Annotated in this window: 16 protein-coding genes and 1 tRNA gene; 7 read left to right on the top strand and 10 right to left on the bottom strand. The window is 73.4% G+C overall.

Features of this window, described 5'->3' with window-relative positions:
• Nucleotides 1–6: 6 nt before the first annotated feature.
• From gndA to AC0VX2_RS04530, 3 genes are all read right to left on the bottom strand, one after another.
• Nucleotides 7–1,569 (bottom strand): NADP-dependent phosphogluconate dehydrogenase, encoded by a 1,563-nt coding sequence (gene gndA, locus AC0VX2_RS04540; RefSeq protein ID WP_145950770.1) that lies wholly within the window; start codon nucleotides 1,567–1,569, stop codon nucleotides 7–9.
• A gap of 82 nt (nucleotides 1,570–1,651) precedes the next feature.
• Nucleotides 1,652–2,566, bottom strand: coding sequence for a polyphosphate kinase 2 (gene ppk2 / locus AC0VX2_RS04535; protein WP_036340172.1), 915 nt, complete (start codon nucleotides 2,564–2,566; stop codon nucleotides 1,652–1,654).
• A gap of 204 nt (nucleotides 2,567–2,770) precedes the next feature.
• Complete coding sequence (locus tag AC0VX2_RS04530; protein WP_144820211.1) at nucleotides 2,771–3,271, bottom strand: hypothetical protein; 501 nt, start codon at nucleotides 3,269–3,271, stop codon at nucleotides 2,771–2,773.
• A gap of 137 nt (nucleotides 3,272–3,408) precedes the next feature.
• Here AC0VX2_RS04530 and AC0VX2_RS04525 point away from each other — a divergent pair, with 137 nt between their 5' ends.
• Nucleotides 3,409–3,993, top strand: a complete 585-nt coding sequence (locus AC0VX2_RS04525; protein WP_144820212.1) for a hypothetical protein — start codon at nucleotides 3,409–3,411, stop codon at nucleotides 3,991–3,993.
• Here the strand turns inward: AC0VX2_RS04525 and AC0VX2_RS04520 are convergent.
• The 5 genes from AC0VX2_RS04520 to AC0VX2_RS04500 all read right to left on the bottom strand — a co-directional run bounded on the left by AC0VX2_RS04520 (nucleotide 3,980) and on the right by AC0VX2_RS04500 (nucleotide 6,254).
• Nucleotides 3,980–4,324 (bottom strand): AzlD domain-containing protein, encoded by a 345-nt coding sequence (locus tag AC0VX2_RS04520; protein ID WP_070709804.1) that lies wholly within the window; start codon nucleotides 4,322–4,324, stop codon nucleotides 3,980–3,982. The genes AC0VX2_RS04525 and AC0VX2_RS04520 overlap by 14 nt on opposite strands.
• On the bottom strand, nucleotides 4,321–5,148 hold the full coding sequence (locus AC0VX2_RS04515) for an AzlC family ABC transporter permease (protein ID WP_251393378.1): 828 nt from the start codon (nucleotides 5,146–5,148) through the stop codon (nucleotides 4,321–4,323). Before AC0VX2_RS04515 ends, AC0VX2_RS04520 begins: the two co-directional genes overlap by 4 nt.
• Nucleotides 5,149–5,234: 86 nt before the next feature.
• Nucleotides 5,235–5,308: transfer RNA gene (locus AC0VX2_RS04510), tRNA-Val, on the bottom strand.
• Between the two features lie 15 nt (nucleotides 5,309–5,323).
• Nucleotides 5,324–5,830 (bottom strand): redoxin domain-containing protein, encoded by a 507-nt coding sequence (locus AC0VX2_RS04505; RefSeq protein ID WP_251393377.1) that lies wholly within the window; start codon nucleotides 5,828–5,830, stop codon nucleotides 5,324–5,326.
• Nucleotides 5,823–6,254, bottom strand: a complete 432-nt coding sequence (locus AC0VX2_RS04500; RefSeq protein ID WP_044659132.1) for a DUF3052 domain-containing protein — start codon at nucleotides 6,252–6,254, stop codon at nucleotides 5,823–5,825. Before AC0VX2_RS04500 ends, AC0VX2_RS04505 begins: the two co-directional genes overlap by 8 nt.
• A gap of 254 nt (nucleotides 6,255–6,508) precedes the next feature.
• Between AC0VX2_RS04500 and aceE the strand changes: the two genes are divergently transcribed.
• From aceE to fabF, 6 genes are all read left to right on the top strand, one after another.
• On the top strand, nucleotides 6,509–9,259 hold the full coding sequence (gene aceE / locus AC0VX2_RS04495) for a pyruvate dehydrogenase (acetyl-transferring), homodimeric type (RefSeq protein ID WP_129866831.1): 2,751 nt from the start codon (nucleotides 6,509–6,511) through the stop codon (nucleotides 9,257–9,259).
• Nucleotides 9,260–9,383: 124 nt separating this feature from the next.
• Nucleotides 9,384–10,586, top strand: coding sequence for a PucR family transcriptional regulator (locus AC0VX2_RS04490; RefSeq protein WP_041103117.1), 1,203 nt, complete (start codon nucleotides 9,384–9,386; stop codon nucleotides 10,584–10,586).
• Nucleotides 10,587–10,692: 106 nt separating this feature from the next.
• Nucleotides 10,693–11,616, top strand: coding sequence for an ACP S-malonyltransferase (locus AC0VX2_RS04485; protein WP_129866830.1), 924 nt, complete (start codon nucleotides 10,693–10,695; stop codon nucleotides 11,614–11,616).
• A gap of 32 nt (nucleotides 11,617–11,648) precedes the next feature.
• A complete protein-coding gene (locus tag AC0VX2_RS04480; RefSeq protein WP_129866829.1) occupies nucleotides 11,649–12,701 on the top strand; it encodes a beta-ketoacyl-ACP synthase III in 1,053 nt (350 codons plus the stop codon).
• Nucleotides 12,702–12,762: 61 nt separating this feature from the next.
• A complete protein-coding gene (locus AC0VX2_RS04475; RefSeq protein WP_010078906.1) occupies nucleotides 12,763–13,008 on the top strand; it encodes an acyl carrier protein in 246 nt (81 codons plus the stop codon).
• 176 nt (nucleotides 13,009–13,184) lie between these two features.
• On the top strand, nucleotides 13,185–14,429 hold the full coding sequence (fabF, locus tag AC0VX2_RS04470; protein ID WP_095353759.1) for a beta-ketoacyl-ACP synthase II: 1,245 nt from the start codon (nucleotides 13,185–13,187) through the stop codon (nucleotides 14,427–14,429).
• Between the two features lie 34 nt (nucleotides 14,430–14,463).
• On the opposite strand, the gene AC0VX2_RS04465 is transcribed toward fabF, so the two are convergent.
• On the bottom strand, nucleotides 14,464–14,967 hold the full coding sequence (locus tag AC0VX2_RS04465; RefSeq protein ID WP_036340144.1) for a DUF3145 domain-containing protein: 504 nt from the start codon (nucleotides 14,965–14,967) through the stop codon (nucleotides 14,464–14,466).
• Nucleotides 14,968–15,137: 170 nt separating this feature from the next.
• Nucleotides 15,138–16,178: a tyrosine recombinase XerC gene (locus tag AC0VX2_RS04460; protein ID WP_122054236.1), complete on the bottom strand. Its 1,041-nt coding sequence runs from the start codon at nucleotides 16,176–16,178 to the stop codon at nucleotides 15,138–15,140.
• Nucleotides 16,179–16,190 lie beyond the last annotated feature (12 nt).

The following is a 16,190-nucleotide window of genomic DNA, read 5'->3' as shown; positions in this document are numbered from 1 at the left end:
GCCGGGTCAGTCCTGCGTGGGGTCGCCCTCGGTCGGCTGCGGCATGACCACGGGCACGCCCTCGCCGTCGACCTCGGTGCGGTCACCGGACCACAGCGTGTGGAACGAGCCCTCGCGGTCGACGCGCAGGTAGGTGTGGGCGCCGAAGTAGTCGCGCTGGCCCTGCACGAGGGCGGCCGGCAGGCGGTCGGCCCGCAGGCCGTCGTAGTACGCCAGGGCCGAGGAGAACACCGGGACCGGCACGCCCGCGGCGACGGCGGTGCCCACCACGCGGCGCCAGGCCGGCAGGGCCTCAGCGATCGCCTGGGCGAACTCGGGGGCGAAGAGCAGGTTGAGCGGCTGGCCGGGGGCGCGGGTGCCCGGCGCCGGGTGGCGGGAGGTGTCGCGGCCGCCGAAGGCCTGCATGATCACGTCGAGCAGGTCGGCGCGGATGATGCAGCCGTCCCGCCACAGCGAGGCGATGGTCCCCAGGTCCAGCGACCAGCCGTACTCCTCGGCGGCGGCGGCGAGCATGTCCATGCCCTGCGCGTAGGCCACGAGCTTGGAGGCGAACAGCGCCTGGCGCACGTCCTCCACGAACGCGTCCGTGTCCTGCGGGGCGCGCTGCGCGTCCTCGTCGACGCCGGCCGCGAGGGTCTCACGGGCGGCCTCGCGCACCGCGCGCTGGGAGGACAGCGAGCGGGCGAAGACGGACTCGGCGATCGCGGCCACCGGGGAGCCGACGTCGAGACCCGAGATCGCGGTCCAGCGGCCGGTGCCCTTCTGCCCGGCCTCGTCCACGATCACGTCCACGAGCGGGCGGCCCGTGGCCGCGTCCACCTGGGCGAGCACCTCGGCCGTGATCTCGATGAGGTAGGAGGCCAGGTCGGTCTGGTTCCACGCCGTGAACACCTCGGCCTGCTCGGCGGGCTCGAGGCCGCCCACGCGGCGCAGCAGGTCGTAGGCCTCGCCGATGACCTGCATGTCCGCGTACTCGATGCCGTTGTGGACCATCTTCACGTAGTGGCCGGCGCCGTCCGTGCCGACCCAGGCGCAGCACGGCTCCCCCTCGAACTGCGCGGAGATCTTCTCGAGCATCGGGCCGAGGGCCTCGTAGGACTTCTCCGGACCGCCGGGCATGATCGCCGGGCCGTGCAGGGCACCCTCCTCGCCGCCGGAGACGCCGACGCCCACAAAGTGCAGGCCCTTCTCGGCGAGGGCCGCCTCGCGGCGGCGGGTGTCCTCGTAATGGGAGTTGCCGGCGTCGATGACGATGTCGCCCTCGTCCAGCAGGGGGACGAGCTGGTCGATGACGGCGTCCACGGGGGCGCCCGCCTTGACCATGATGAGCACCCGGCGCGGCACGGCGAGGGACTGCACGAGCTCGGCGAGCGTCTCCGTCGCCACGAACGCGCCCTCGTCGCCGTGCTCGGCCACGAGCTGGTCCGTGCGCGCCCGGCTGCGGTTGTGCAGGGCCACCGTGTAGCCGTGGCGGGCGAAGTTGCGGGCGAGGTTCGCGCCCATCACCGCCAGGCCCGTGACGCCGATGTCGGCGGCGCCGACGGGGACGGTGGTGGTCTGCTCGGTCATCGCGGGTGGCCTCCTGTGGCTCGGACGGTGGGACGGGGCCGTGCCGGACACGGACCCGCCCCCCAGCCTACGTCGACCGCGGTCAGTCCCCCACGGCGTCGCGGCCGCGGCGGACGATCAGCGGGTCCGGGGTGCCGACGACCTCGTGGTCCTTGCCCTCGTACTCGAACTGGGACAGGAAGTAGCGCATCGCGTTGAGGCGGGCCCGCTTCTTGTCGTTGGAGCGGATGGAGATCCACGGGGCGTGGTCCGTGTCCGTGTGGAGGAACATGGCCTCCTTGGCCTCCGTGTACGCCTCCCAGCGGTCCAGGGACTCGAGGTCCATGGGCGAGAGCTTCCACTGGCGGACCGGGTCGATCTGGCGGATCGCGAAGCGCGTGCGCTGCTCGGTCTGCGTGACGGAGAACCAGAACTTGGTGAGGTGGATGCCGTCGTCCACGAGCATCTTCTCGAACAGCGGCACCTGGTTCATGAAGCGGCGGTACTGCTCGTCCGTGGCGAAGCCCATGACCCGCTCGACGCCGGCGCGGTTGTACCACGAGCGGTCGAACAGCACGATCTCGCCCGCCGTGGGGAAGTGCTGGATGTAGCGCTGGAAGTACCACTGGCCGAGCTCGCGGTCCGAGGGCTTGTTGAGGGCCACGACGCGGGCGGTGCGGGGGTTCATGTGCTCGGTGAAGCGCTTGATGGTGCCGCCCTTGCCGGCGGCGTCGCGGCCCTCGAAGACGATGATGTGGCGCTGGCCGGTGTCCTCGCCCCAGTACTGCAGCTTGAGCAGTTCGATCTGCAGGCGGTACTTCTCCAGCTCGTACTCCTCGCGCGTCATGCGCGTCTCGTACGGGTAGTCCTCCTTCCACGTCTCCACGGCGCGGCCCTGCGGATCGATCAGGTCGGGATCGTTGGTGTGACCGTCCGAGACGGTGTAGCCGCCGTCGCGCAGCTTGTCGATGAACTCGCGGAGGTTCTCGCGGGGGGCGTCGGGCTGCAGCAGCTCCATGGACCGTCTCCTTCACTGGGTGCGTCACCGTGCCCGCCCGTCCCCTCCTCGGTACGACGGCGGCGGGCCGCGGCCTGTGCTCTGTCCATCATTATGGGCGGGCGGCGGACGAGGAAGCCGGGCCCGGCGGCGCAGCCGGGTGAACAGCAGGTGAACCCTGGGAGGCGAACGGTCGCGGCCCCGGGCCGGTGAGGACCGGCCGGCTCAGCCGCGCGGGCCGACGCCCAGCAGCTCGTCGATCGCCGCGACGGCGGCCCGCGCCGCGTCGACGTCGGCGAACTGGGCGACGGCGTCGTCGTACCGGCGGTGCCCGGGAAGCTTGAGGCCGACGGAGGCGCCGTCCGTGGCCGGGAGGATCCAGATCCGGCCGCGCGGCTCGACGTCGCGCTGCTCGGCCACGTCGGCCTCCTCGAACTCGCGGTCGTAGCCGGCCCACTCGACACCGGGCCGCGGGGTGTCGGAGCCGTCGAGGACGTCACGGCCGCCCATGCGCAGACAGGTGACGGACTGCAGGAGCGCGTCCAGGGTGCGGGCGGCGGCCTTGCCGGCCAGCTCGTCCTGGAAGAGGGCGAGGATGGACCACTGCCCGTCCTGGAGGAAGAGCATGGTCTGCTGCGCCTCTCCCCCGGTGATGACGGCGAGGTGACGGGCGGCGCCGTCGGGGCGTGCGGGCAGCTTCCAGAAGCCGAGGGGGGTCGCGGACATGCGCTCCACCCTAGTGCGCCCGGACGCTGACGATGCGCCGCCGCCCGGCCCCTGCCCCGCATCCCGGGTTGAGTTGTCGCGGGTGCGCGGGCCCGTCACCCGCGACAACTCAACCCGCGTTGCGGGAGGGTGGGCCGATGGGCCTGCTCCGCGACCTCCTCACCCGCCGCTCCGCCCGCGACCGCTCGTCCGACCCGACGGCGACGCTCGGCCGGCACCTCGACAACGCCGCGACGATCGTGGCCGCCGCACGCCGGGCGGACGTGCCCCTCCCGGTGGCGGCGGCCCTGGCCGAGCTCGAGTCCGGTGGCCGGAACGTCTTCGGCCACGACGCCGGCGGCGTGCACAGCGCCCCGCGCGGGACGGACGTCCCCGTGACCCGGGAGCGCTACGAGGAGCTCGTGGCCCGGGTGGCGCAGGGGGAGACGTCCAACGGCGTGGGGCCCGCGCAGATCACGTGGCCGCCGTACTTCGCGCAGGCAGCCGAGCGCGGGTTTCGTCTGTGGGAGCCGGAGGACAACCTGGCCTTCGGGTTGGAGATCCTGCGCGGGCACCTGCGCGGCGACCTCTCCGCGGAGGGGATCGCCCGGGCGGGGACGCTCTACAACGCCGGGACGCTCACCCACGGGGTCACCGCCTACGGCCGCCGCCTCGCCGCGGCGACCCGCGCGTGGGCCGAACGCCTGGGCGAACCCGCCCCGCCGCCGGTCAGGCCAGGTTGACCAACAGCACGTAGGCCAGCGTGCCGGCGGCGATCGAGACCAGGGTCCGCCGCCCGGCCAGCAGATGCACGACGACTGTCACCGCCGCCGCGATCAGCGCGTGGGCCACCCGCGCCCCGTCCACGGGCTCTCCGGGGGCCAGCGCCGCGGCGTCGAGCAGCATCACCAGGGCCAGGATGGTCAGCACGCCGGCGGGCATCCACACCGCCAGCCGCGCGGCGAGCACGGACTCCCGCAACGGCTGCAGCAGGGCGAACGGCAACGCGCGCAGGCAGAAGGTCACGAGGCCCGCGACGACGGCCGCGGCCACCAGGTACGCGGCGCCGGTCATCGGGGGTCCTCCCCGGCGCCGGGCTCGGCATCCGTGCCGGCCCGCTCCCCCGTCGCGGCGACGACGGGAACCGGTCCGGTGACGGGCACGGGCTCGGGCAGCGGCAGGGCGGTCCCGCGTGCGGCGAGCACGTGGAACGCGATCAGCACCGCGGCGTAGAAGGCGAAGGCGACGACGAGCACCTGCGCCGGCGCCAGCAGCAGGGCCACCCCGACGGCGACCGCGGCCGCCAGCACGAGGGGCAGCTGGGCCCGCGTGCGGGCGGCGTCCATGGCGAGCACGATGAAGAGGGCGACGAGCGCGAACTCCAGGCCCTCCACCGGTCCGGGCAGCAGCCAGGCCACGGCCACCCCGGCGAGGCCCCCGAGCACCCAGTACGCATGCAGCGCGACCTGCATGGCGACCAGTCGGGGGCCGGTCCAGCCGCGAGGCCGGGCGGCGGCGATGGCGTAGGCCTCGTCGATCAGGGCGCCCATCGAGTAGATCCGCGCGAAGCGCCCCCGGACCACGCGCAGCGGGAAGCTGAACGCATAGAACACGTGGCGGAAGTTCACCAGGAACACCGTCACGGCGATCGTGAGCAGCGGGGTGCCCGCCACCACCAGCGAGACGAGCAGCAGCTCGACGGACCCGGCGAACACGACCACGGAGAACAGGGGTGCGACCCACGCGGGCAGCCCGGCCTGGACCACGAGCATCCCGAAGGCCATGCCCAGCGGGAACAGGCCGAGGCCGGCGCCCAGCGTCACGGCGACGCCGGAGCGCACCTCGGCCCACCGCGAGGGCGGAACGGGGGCGCGCAAGGACTCTGGCGAGGAGCTCATGATGGTGAGCATGGTCTCACACGCGCTCGGCGGGCCAGCGACATGACGGGTCAGGTCGTCACGCCATGTCACGGCCCCGCGATCGGTGCACCCGGAGGGACTCGAACCCCCGACCCTCTCGGTGTAAACGAGATGCTCTGACCAACTGAGCTACAGGTGCCGGTGTCCGTCCAGGCTACCGGTCCGCGAGCAGGTCGCGCGTCGCCGTCTCGTGCTCGCCCCGGGTCCGTGGCTGCCCCGGGGCGGCGACCACGCGCGCGGCCTCGACCCCGTCCGCGTTGAGCAGCACGGAGACGCGGCGGGGCCGCCCGGTCTCCGCGTCGAAGACGTCGAGGGCACGGCAGGCCGCGCCGTGGGGCCAGAAATCGGAGAGCAGGGTGAGCGGCTCCGGCAGTGCCAGCTCCTCGCGGACGCGGCGCAGCACGGGGGCGGCGTCACAGGAGACCACGCGGACAGTCACCTCGTGGACCGCCACGTCCTCGGCGAGCGCCCCGATCCAGCCGAGCTCGTCCGTGCACACCGGCGTGAACGCCCCGGGCAGGAAGACGAGCCACGTGCCCCGCGGCCCGGCGGCGTCCTCGGGCCCGCGCGTCGGCGGCCACGGCCACGTCTGGCCGTGGTCGTCGCGCAGCGCGGGGACGTCGTCGGCGCCCCGCGTCCCGCCGGACGGAGCCTCAGCCACCGCGCTTCTGGACGAGCTTCTGAGCGGCCCAGTCCTCGGAGGCGCCGGCCCCGGTGGTGGCGTGCAGGCCCGCGGTGGAGGCGGCCTCGGCGACGTCCGCCGGGCTGACGTGGCCGGCGCGACCCTTGCGGGGGGTCATGATCCAGACGGGGCCGGCATCGAGGGAGCGCTGGGCGTCCACGAGGGCGTCCGCGAGATCCATAACGTCGCCGTCGTCCGCGCGCCACCAGAAGAGGACGGCGTCCGCCGGCTCCTGATCCTCCTCGGTCAGCAGCTCCTCGCCGAGCGCGTCCTCGAGCGCGTCACGGAAGGTGACGTCGACGTCGTCGTCGTACCCCCACTCCTGCACCAGGTCGCCCCTCGAGAGGGCGAGCTCCGCCAGCAGGGCGCTGTCCGTCGAGGTCGGCGTCGACCCAGCCTGCATAGTGTCCGGTCCTCCTTGATGGTGGCGGGCACTGCGGCCCGCGCCGTCGAGCGGGTGATGATGACCACCATACGCCGTGGACGCCGCCGTTCCGGGGCCTCCGGCCGGGCGGACGCGGCGGCTCCGGTCTACTCTGGGGAGGAACAGACGCACTCTCCGGGCGACGCGCCCGGCTCGGCGTCGCGGGCCCGGACCGGATCGTCTGCCCGCAGCCCACCGCGGAGCACCCCTCCGCACGAGAACCAGGAGGCACCGTGAGCGCAGCCGAAGAGAGCTCGCAGATCCGCAGCGGTCTGACCGACCAGCTCCCGGACAAGGATCCCCAGGAGACGTCGGAGTGGATCGAGTCCCTCGACGGACTCATCGAGGAGCGCGGCACGGAGCGGGCGCAGTACATCATGCGCTCCCTCATGCAGCGCGCGAGCGCCCAGTCCGTCGCCCTGCCCTACGTGACCACCACGGACTACGTGAACACGATCCCGGCGGACCAGGAGCCGGAGTACCCGGGCGACGAGGAGCTCGAGCGCCGCTACCGCAACTACCTGCGGTGGAACGCCATGGCCCTCGTGCAGCGCGCCCAGCGCGACGGCGTCGGCGTCGGCGGTCACATCTCCTCCTACGCGGGCCAGGCGACCCTCTACGAGGTGGGCCTGAACCACTTCTTCCGCGGTCAGGACCACCCGGGCGGCGGCGACCACATCTTCTTCCAGGGACACTCCTCGCCCGGCAACTACGCCCGCGCGTTCCTCGAGGGCCGCCTGACCGAGCAGGACCTCGACGGCTTCCGCCAGGAGAAGTCCCGCCAGGGCCACGCCCTGCCCTCCTACCCGCACCCGCGGATGATGCCGCACTTCTGGCAGTACCCCACCGTGTCCATGGGTCTGGGGCCGATGAACGCCATCTTCCAGGCGCAGACCAACCGGTACCTGCACAACAACGGCATCAAGGACACCTCCGACCAGCACGTGTGGGCCTTCCTCGGCGACGGCGAGATGGACGAACCGGAGTCGCGCGGCCAGCTGCACATCGCGGCCAACGACAAGCTCGACAACCTCACCTTCGTCATCAACTGCAACCTGCAGCGTCTCGACGGGCCGGTGCGCGGCAACGGCAAGATCGTCCAGGAGCTGGAGTCCTACTTCCGGGGCGCCGGCTGGAACGTCATCAAGGTCCTGTGGGGCCGCGAGTGGGATCCGCTGCTCGAGGCCGACGACGAGGGCGAGCTCGTGCGCATCATGAACGAGACGCTCGACGGCGACTACCAGACCTACAAGGCCGAGTCCGGCGGCTTCGTGCGCGACCACTTCTTCGGCCGGTCCTCCGTCACCAAGGAGATGGTGGCGGACATGACCGACGACGAGATCTGGGGCCTCAAGCGTGGCGGCCACGACTACAAGAAGGTGTACGCCGCCTACAAGGCCGCCATGGAGCACAAGGGCCAGCCCACCGTGATCCTGGCCCACACCATCAAGGGCTACGGCCTGGGCAAGTCCTTCGAGGGTCGCAACGCCACGCACCAGATGAAGAAGCTGACGGTGGACGACCTCAAGGTGTTCCGGGACCGCCACCGCATCCCGATCTCGGACGAGCAGATCGAGAAGGACCCGTACGACATCCCGTACTACCACCCGGGCGCCGACGCTCCGGAGATCACGTACATGATGGAGCGGCGCAAGGAGCTGGGCGGCTTCGTGCCGGAGCGGCGCAGCGACTACCACGCGATCCCGCTGCCTCCGGAGTCCGCGTACAAGCAGGCTCGCAAGGGATCGGGCAAGCAGCAGGCCGCCACGACCATGGCGTTCGTGCGCCTGCTCAAGGACCTGATGCGGGACAAGAACATGGGACCGCGCTTCGTGCCGATCATCCCGGACGAGGCCCGCACCTTCGGCATGGACTCGTTCTTCCCGACCGCGAAGATCTACAACCCCAAGGGCCAGAACTACCTGTCCGTGGACCGGGATCTGTTCCTGTCCTACAAGGAGTCCCCGCAGGGGAAGATCTACCACGTCGGCATCAACGAGGACGGCGCCACCGCGGCGTTCAACGCGATCGGCACGGCGTACTCCACGCACGGCGAGCCGATGATCCCGGTGTACATCTTCTACTCGATGTTCGGCTTCCAGCGGACCGCGGACAACATCTGGGCCGCAGGCGACCAGCTCGCGCGCGGCTTCATGATCGGCGCCACCGCCGGGCGCACCACCCTCGCCGGCGAGGGCACGCAGCACATGGACGGTCACTCCCCCGTCCTGGCGTCCACGAACCCGGCCGTGAAGCACTACGACCCGGCGTACTCGTACGAGATCGCCCACATCGTGCGCCAGGGCCTGGAGGACATGTACGGCGACCACGACCGCGGGGACGACGTCCGCAACGTCATCTACTACCTCACGGTGTACAACGAGCCGATCACCCACATCGAGGAGCCCGAGGGCCTCGACGTGGAGGGCCTGCTCAAGGGCATCTACCGTCTCTCCGAGGGCCAGGGCGACGGCCCGAAGGTCCAGCTCCTGGGCTCCGGCGTCTCCGTGCCGTGGGCGCTCGACGCCCAGCGGATCCTCTCCGAGGAGTGGGGCGTGAACGCCTCCGTGTGGTCGGTGACCTCCTACAACGAGCTGTACCGCGACGCCGTCGCGGCGGAGAAGGACGCCCTGAAGGACCCGTCCGCCACCCCGCGCGTGCCCTACGTGACGCAGGCGCTGCAGGGGGCCGAGGGCCCGATCGTGGCCACCTCGGACTACTCCACCTCGTGGACGAACCAGATCCGCCCGTTCGTGCCGAACCGCTTCTCGGCGCTCGGCGCCGACGAGTTCGGCTTCGCGGACACCCGCGCCGCCGCCCGTCGGTACTTCCTCATCGACACCCACTCGATGGTGGTCCGCGCGCTGCAGCTCCTCGAGGAGGAGGGCGAGGTCGAGCGGGGCACGGCCGCGAAGGCGCACGAGAAGTACCGCCTGGACGACGTCAACGCCGGCACCACCGGCATCGCGGGCGGCGACGCCTGACCCGCACGCCGCGGGGAGGCCGACGCCCTCCCGACCCGACGCCGGCCGCCCGCCTCCGCCACGGAGGCGGGCGGCCGGCGTCGTCGCTGTAGGAACCCCACAACACGCGCCTAGGATGGAGCGCATGCCCGAGCCCCGCCCCGCCGCCCCTCGCCCCGTGAGCACCGACGGGCTGGCCCGCCTCCGGAGCCACCTGGGGGCACTGAACACGGCGGTGCTGCAGCGGCTGGACGCCACCCTGCCCTGGTACCGCCGACTCACCCCGGACGAGCGCAGCGCCCTCGGGCTCGTGGCCCAGCGCGCCCTGCAGGGCTTCCTCACGTGGTTCGAGCGGCCCACCTCCACGGGCCACGTCCTGCAGGACGTCTTCGGGCCCGCGCCCACCGATCTCACCCGGGCGATCTCGCTGCAGCGGGCCCTCCAGCTCATCCGGACGATGGTGGACGTCGTCGAGACGCGGGTGCCGGAGCTGCTGGCCGAGCGCGACCAGGCGCCCGTCCGCGAACACATCCTCCACTACTCGCGCGAGGTCGCGTTCGCGCTCGCAGACGTGTACGCCCGGGCCGCGGAGATGCGCGGCGCGATGGACTCGCGGCTCGAGTCGGTCCTGCTGGACGCGGTGCTGCGCGGGCAGGACCCGGACGAGATCCGGCACCGGGCCACCGCGCTGGGCTGGCGTGGGGACCACGACGTGATGGTCATGGCGGGTCTCGCCCCGGGGCAGGACAAGCCCGCGTTCATCCCGGACCTGCGGCGGGCCGCGGCGAGGCTCGACTGCGACCTGCTCGTGGGCGTGCAGTCCGAACGGCTCGTCCTCGTGGTCGGCTCGGTGCGGGACGCGCGGGCGGTGGGCGAGGCGCTCGCGCCCTGGTTCGCGCCGGGACCGGTGATCGTGGGACCCGTCGTGGACTCGCTGGTCTCGGCGCACGTCTCGGCGCGGCACACCCTCGCCGGGCTCAGCGCCGCGGCCGCCCACCCCCGGGCGAGCCGGCCCACCCCGGCGGAGGACCTGCTGCCCGAGCGGGCGCTGCTGGGCGACCCCACGGCCCGGGAGGCCCTCGTGGACGGGGTGTTCACGCCCCTGGCCGACGCTGGCACCTCCCTGCTGGAGACCGTGGACGCGTACGGCGCGCTGGGCCACTCGCTCGAGGGTACGGCCCGCGAGCTGTTCGTCCACGCGAACACCGTGCGGTACCGCCTCAAGCGGGTGGCCGAGGTGACCGGCTGGGACCCGCTGGTCCCCCGCGACGCGTACGTCCTGCAGACCGCGATCACCCTGGGCCGGCTCGCGGGGGCGCGGCAGACGACCGGGGACGGGTCGGACTGAGCCGGGGCGGCGCACGCCCCCGCTTGTAGAAACCCTCCAAACCGACTCGCCGTGCTTCGTGGCGCGATCTGCCCGGATCGGAGGCCGATCCTGACACGATGGAGGAATGCTTGCCATCGTGTGCCCCGGACAGGGGTCCCAGACGCCCGGCTTCCTCGCCCCCTGGCTCGAGCTGGACGGGATCCGCGACCTGCTCGCATCCCTCTCCGACGCCGCGGGCGTGGACCTGATCCGCCACGGCACTGAGTCGGACGAGGAGACCATCAAGGACACCGCCGTCGCCCAGCCGCTGATCGTGGCGGCCGGCCTCGTGGCCGCCGCGGCCCTCGAGGCGGACGCCGCCGCACCGAAGTCGACCGTCGTGGCCGGCCACTCCGTGGGCGAGGTCACCGCGGCCGCCGTCACCGGCGTGCTGTCCCCCGCCGAGGCCCTCTCCCTGGTGCGCGTGCGCGCCACCGGCATGGCCCGGGCCGCCGCGGCCACGCCCACGGGCATGGCCGCCGTCGTGGGTGGGGACCAGGACGAGGTCCTCGCGGCCATCGACGCGGCGGGCCTGACGCCCGCCAATGTCAACGGCGCCGGCCAGATCGTCGCCGCCGGCACCGCGGAGGCCCTCGGCGCGCTCGCCGAGTCCGCCCCCGCCCGCGCCCGCGTGATCCCGCTCAAGGTGGCCGGCGCGTTCCACACGGAGCACATGCGCCCCGCCGTGGACGACCTCGCGGCCCACGTCGCCGACCTCTCCCCCTCGGACCCGCGCCTGCCCCTGCTGTCCAACCGGGACGGCGAGGCCGTCGAGTCCGGCACGGACGTGCTCGCCCGGATCGTGGACCAGGTCACCCGCCCGGTCCGCTGGGACCTGTGCATGGCGACCATGGCCACGCGGCAGGTCACGGGCGTCCTGGAGCTGCTGCCCGGTGGCACACTGACCGGACTGGCCAAGCGCGGTCTCAAGGGCACCGCGCAGCTCGCCGTGAAGACCCCCGAGGACCTGGACGCCGCGCGGGCGTTCCTGGCCGAGCACTCGGCCTGAATCCCGCGCACCGCCCGGCAGAGAGAGGCACCATGACCGTCACCCTGAAGCAGCACGAGCGCCCCGCGGCCAGCCGCATCGTGGCCGTGGGCGCCTACCGCCCGGCGAACCTGGTCCCCAACGAGGACCTCGTCGGCCCCATCGACTCGTCGGACGAGTGGATCCGCCAGCGCACCGGCATCGTCACGCGCCAGCGCGCCACGGCGGAGGAGACCGTGCCCGTCATGGCCGTGGGCGCCGCCCGGGAGGCCCTCGAGCGGGCCGGCCTGCAGGGCTCGGACCTGGACGCCATGATCGTCTCGACCGTCACCTTCCCGCACGCCACCCCCTCGGCCGCGGCCCTCGTGGCACACGAGATCGGGGCCACCCCGGCGCCCGCCTACGACGTCTCCGCCGCGTGCGCCGGCTACTGCTACGGCGTCGCGCAGGCCGACGCGCTCGTGCGCTCCGGCACCGCGCGGCACGTGCTCGTGGTCGGCGTCGAGCGCCTGTCCGACGTCGTGGATCCCACGGACCGCTCCATCTCCTTCCTCCTGGGCGACGGCGCGGGCGCCGTGATCGTGTCGGCCGCGGACGAGCCGGGCATCTCCCCCTCGGTGTGGGGTTCGGACGGGGAGCGCTGGTCCACGATCTCCATGACGCACTCGCAGCTGGAGCTGCGCGATGCCGTGGAGCACGCCCGCACCACGGGCGACGCCTCGGCGATCACCGGCGCGGAGGGGATGCTCTGGCCCACGCTGCGCCAGGACGGGCCCTCCGTCTTCCGCTGGGCCGTGTGGTCGATGGCGAAGGTGGCCCGCGAGGCCCTCGACGCCGCGGGCGTGGAGCCCGGGGACCTCGCCGCGTTCATCCCGCACCAGGCCAACATGCGGATCATCGACGAGTTCGCCAAGCAGCTGAAGCTGCCGGAGTCCGTCGTCGTGGCCCGGGACATCGCGGACGCCGGCAACACGTCGGCCGCGTCCATCCCGCTGGCCATGCACCGTCTGCTGGAGGAGAACCCCGAGCTCTCCGGCGGCCTGGCCCTGCAGATCGGCTTCGGCGCCGGGCTGGTCTACGGCGCCCAGGTGGTCCGCCTCCCCTGAGGCGGCGCCGTCTGATTCACTGTCCACGTACACCCCACACCCCTACCGAAGGAGACGCCCCATGGCTTCCAAGGAAGAGATCCTCGCCGGCCTCGCCGAGATCGTGAACGAGGAGACCGGCCTCGACACCGCCGAGGTGCAGCCGGAGAAGTCCTTCACGGACGATCTGGACATCGACTCGATCTCGATGATGACCATCGTGGTCAACGCCGAGGACAAGTTCGGCGTGAAGATCCCGGACGAGGAGGTCAAGAACCTCAAGACCGTCCAGGACGCCGTCGACTTCATCGACGGCGCCCAGGCCTGATCGGCCCACGACGGCGGCGGGCCCGGCCCGCCCCGTCCCCTCGGTGAGCGCCGGGGGCGCGTGAGCGCCCCCGGCCCCCGACACCCTCGACTTCCGGCACCCCGGCGAGCGCCGCGCATCGTGCCGACGACACCCCTCCGCCCGATCCCCACTCGAGACCCAGAGGCAGCAGACCCATGACCCGCACCGCAGTGATCACCGGCCTCGGCGCCACCACGCCCATCGGCGGCGACGTGCCCACCTTCTGGTCCCACGCCCTGCAGGGCGTCTCCGGTGCGCGCACCATGGAGCACGACTGGGTGGAGAAGTACGAGCTGCCCGTCACCTTCGCGGCCGAGCTGGCCGTGCCCACCTCAGAGGTCCTGTCCAAGGTGGAGCAGAAGCGCCAGGACCCGGCCACCCAGATGGCGACCGTCGCCGCGCGCGAGGCCTGGAAGGACGCCGGCCTCGAGGGCGCGGAGGTCGACGGGGACCGGCTCGCCGTGGCCTTCGGCACCGGCATCGGCGGCGTGTGGACCCTCCTGGACGGCTGGGACACCCTGCGCGAGCGCGGCCCGCGCCGCGTGCTGCCCATGACCGTCCCGATGCTCATGCCCAACGGCGCCGCCGGCGCGCTCTCCCTCGAGTTCGGCGCCCGCGCCGGCGCCCGCACCGTGGTGTCCGCGTGCGCCGCCGGCACCGAGGCGCTCGAGACCGCGCTGCTGCTCGTCCGCTCCGGCCAGGCCGACGTCGTGATCTGCGGCGCCGCCGAGGCCGCCGTGCACCCGCTGCCGATGGCCGCGTTCGCCGCGATGCAGGCGCTGTCCAAGCGCAACGACGACCCGCAGGCCGCGTCCCGCCCCTACGACGTGGACCGCGACGGCTTCGTCCTCGGTGAGGGCGCCGGCGTCATGGTGATCGAGTCGGAGGAGCACGCGAAGGCCCGCGGCGCGCGCGTGTACGCCGAGCTGGCCGGCGCGGGCGTCAGCTCCGACTCCCACCACATCACCGCGCCCGAGCCCGAGGGCCTGGGCGCGACCCGTGCGATGCGCGCCGCTCTGAGGTCGGCCGACATCGCCCCCGAGGACGTGTGCCACGTGAACGCCCACGCGACCTCCACGCCCAAGGGCGACGCCCCGGAGTACCTGGCCATGCGGGCCGTGTTCGGCGACCACCTGGACCAGGTGCAGGTCTCGGCCACGAAGTCCCAGACCGGCCACCTGCTGGGCGCCTCGGGCGCGATCGAGTCGATCCTGTCCGTGCTCGCCGTGCACCACGGCCAGGCGCCCGTGACCATCAACCTGGACCACCAGGACCCGGAGATCCCGCTGAACGTGGTCACCGGCTCCCCCGCTCGCCTGCCCGAGGGGCCGCGCGTGGCCGTGAAGAACTCGTTCGGGTTCGGCGGCCACAACGCGGTGGCCGTGTTCCGCAGCGTCTGAGCCGGAGCGCCGCCCGCGTCGGCCGGGCGAAGGCTCAGACGGCGCGGTGCAGCCAGCGCACGTTGGCGTGGGCGGCGGCCAGCCGGAACGGCTCGAGCTCATCGTCCCAGGCCTCGCCGAGCGCGAGGGAGAGTTCGTGCATCAGCACGCTGGGGTCGCCCGCGCCGGCCTCGTAGGCGTATCGGATGCGGTCCTCGGAGACCATGATGTTGCCGGAGACGTCCGTGGTGGCGTGGAAGATGCCGAGGTCCGGGGTGTGGGACCAGCGCGAGCCGTCGACCCCGGCGGACGGCTCCTCCGTGATCTCGAAGCGCAGGTGCGGCCAGCCACGCAGAGCGGAGGCCAGACGCGCGCCGGTGCCGGCGGGCGCCGTCCAGTGCACCTCGGCGCGGTGCTGGCCGGGCGCGACCGGCTGACCCTCCCACTCCACCGAGGTCGCGGGGCCGAGCACGGAGCTCAGCGCCCACTCGACGTGGGGGCAGAGGGCGGTGGGGGCGGAGAGGATGTGGACCACGCCGCGGGTATGGGTGCTGGTCATGGATGCCTCCGAGGGTGCGATGCGGTGCGTCTTCCCCTACGACCACGTCGCGGCTCCGGTGGATCCTGGGGCCATTGTGCACCAGGGATGCTGGGCCGGCAACGAGGCGGCGCGGCGCCCTGCGTGTCGCGGTGGCGCAGTGGAGGGGCCGGGGGCGCTCCGGGGAGGCGTCAGGCGCGTGGGTGGGCCTGCCGGTAGCCCTCGCGGAGGCGATCGATCGAGACGTGTGTGTAGACCTGCGTGGTGCGCAGGGACGCATGGCCCAGCAGCTCCTGCACGCTGCGCAGGTCGGCGCCGCCGTCGAGGAGGTGGGTCGCGGCCGTGTGGCGCAGCGCGTGCGGCCCGCGCGCCGCGGTGTCCCCCAGGCCCTCGAGTGCCCGGTCGACGACGGTGCGCGCTTGGCGCACCCCCAGCCGGCCGCCGCGCGCGCCGAGGAAGAGGGCGGGACCGGAGTCCGGACGGGCCAGGCGGGGACGACCGAGCCGCTGCCACGCTTGGAGGGCGCGGCCCGCGGGTGCGCCGTAGGGGACGGTGCGCTGCCGGTCTCCCTTGCCGGTCAGCCGGACGACGCCGCGGCCGGCCTCGAGGTCGTCCACGTCCAGGGCGGAGAGTTCGGCCACCCGGGCGCCGGTGGCGTAGAGCAGCTCGAGCAGGGCGGCGTCCCGCAGGGCCAGCGCGTGGGCGGCGGGGTCGTCCCCCGCGGCGGCGGCGTCCACCCGGTCCTGGGCCGCCGCGAGGAGCCGGGTCGCCTGCTGCTCCTGGAGCACGTGGGGCAGCGTCCCCTCGGGCCGGGGCGAGCGCAGCCGCAGGGCGGGGTCGTCCGAGCGCAGGCCCTCGCGGCGCAGCCAGGCCGTGAAGGTGCGGACGGCGGCCACCCGTCGGGCCAGGGTCGCGCGGGCGAGGCCGGCCCCGCTCATGGCCGCCAGCCAGCCACGCAGGTCCTCGATGTCCAGCTCGGCGAGGACGTCCGGTGCGCTGGGCACGTGGCGGGCGGGGGCGTCGTCGTCCGCGGCGGGCGACCCCGAGGTGCCCGCTGTGCCGGCGACGTGGTCGATGAGGGCGCGCAGATCGGCGAGGTACGCGCGCACGGTCTGGGGGCTGCGGTTTCGCTCGTGGCGCAGGTGCTCCTCGAACGCCTCGAGCCAGGCCGTGTCCCGGGGCGAGGGGGCGCGCGGGGCCGGGGCGGGACGGGCGGAGGACGACGGGGCCATCCCCCCACTCTG

Source organism: Micrococcus sp. iso_239, from assembly GCF_056173395.1.
Note: the sequence above shows the minus strand (reverse complement) of the source record. Positions and strands in the feature narration are given on the sequence as shown.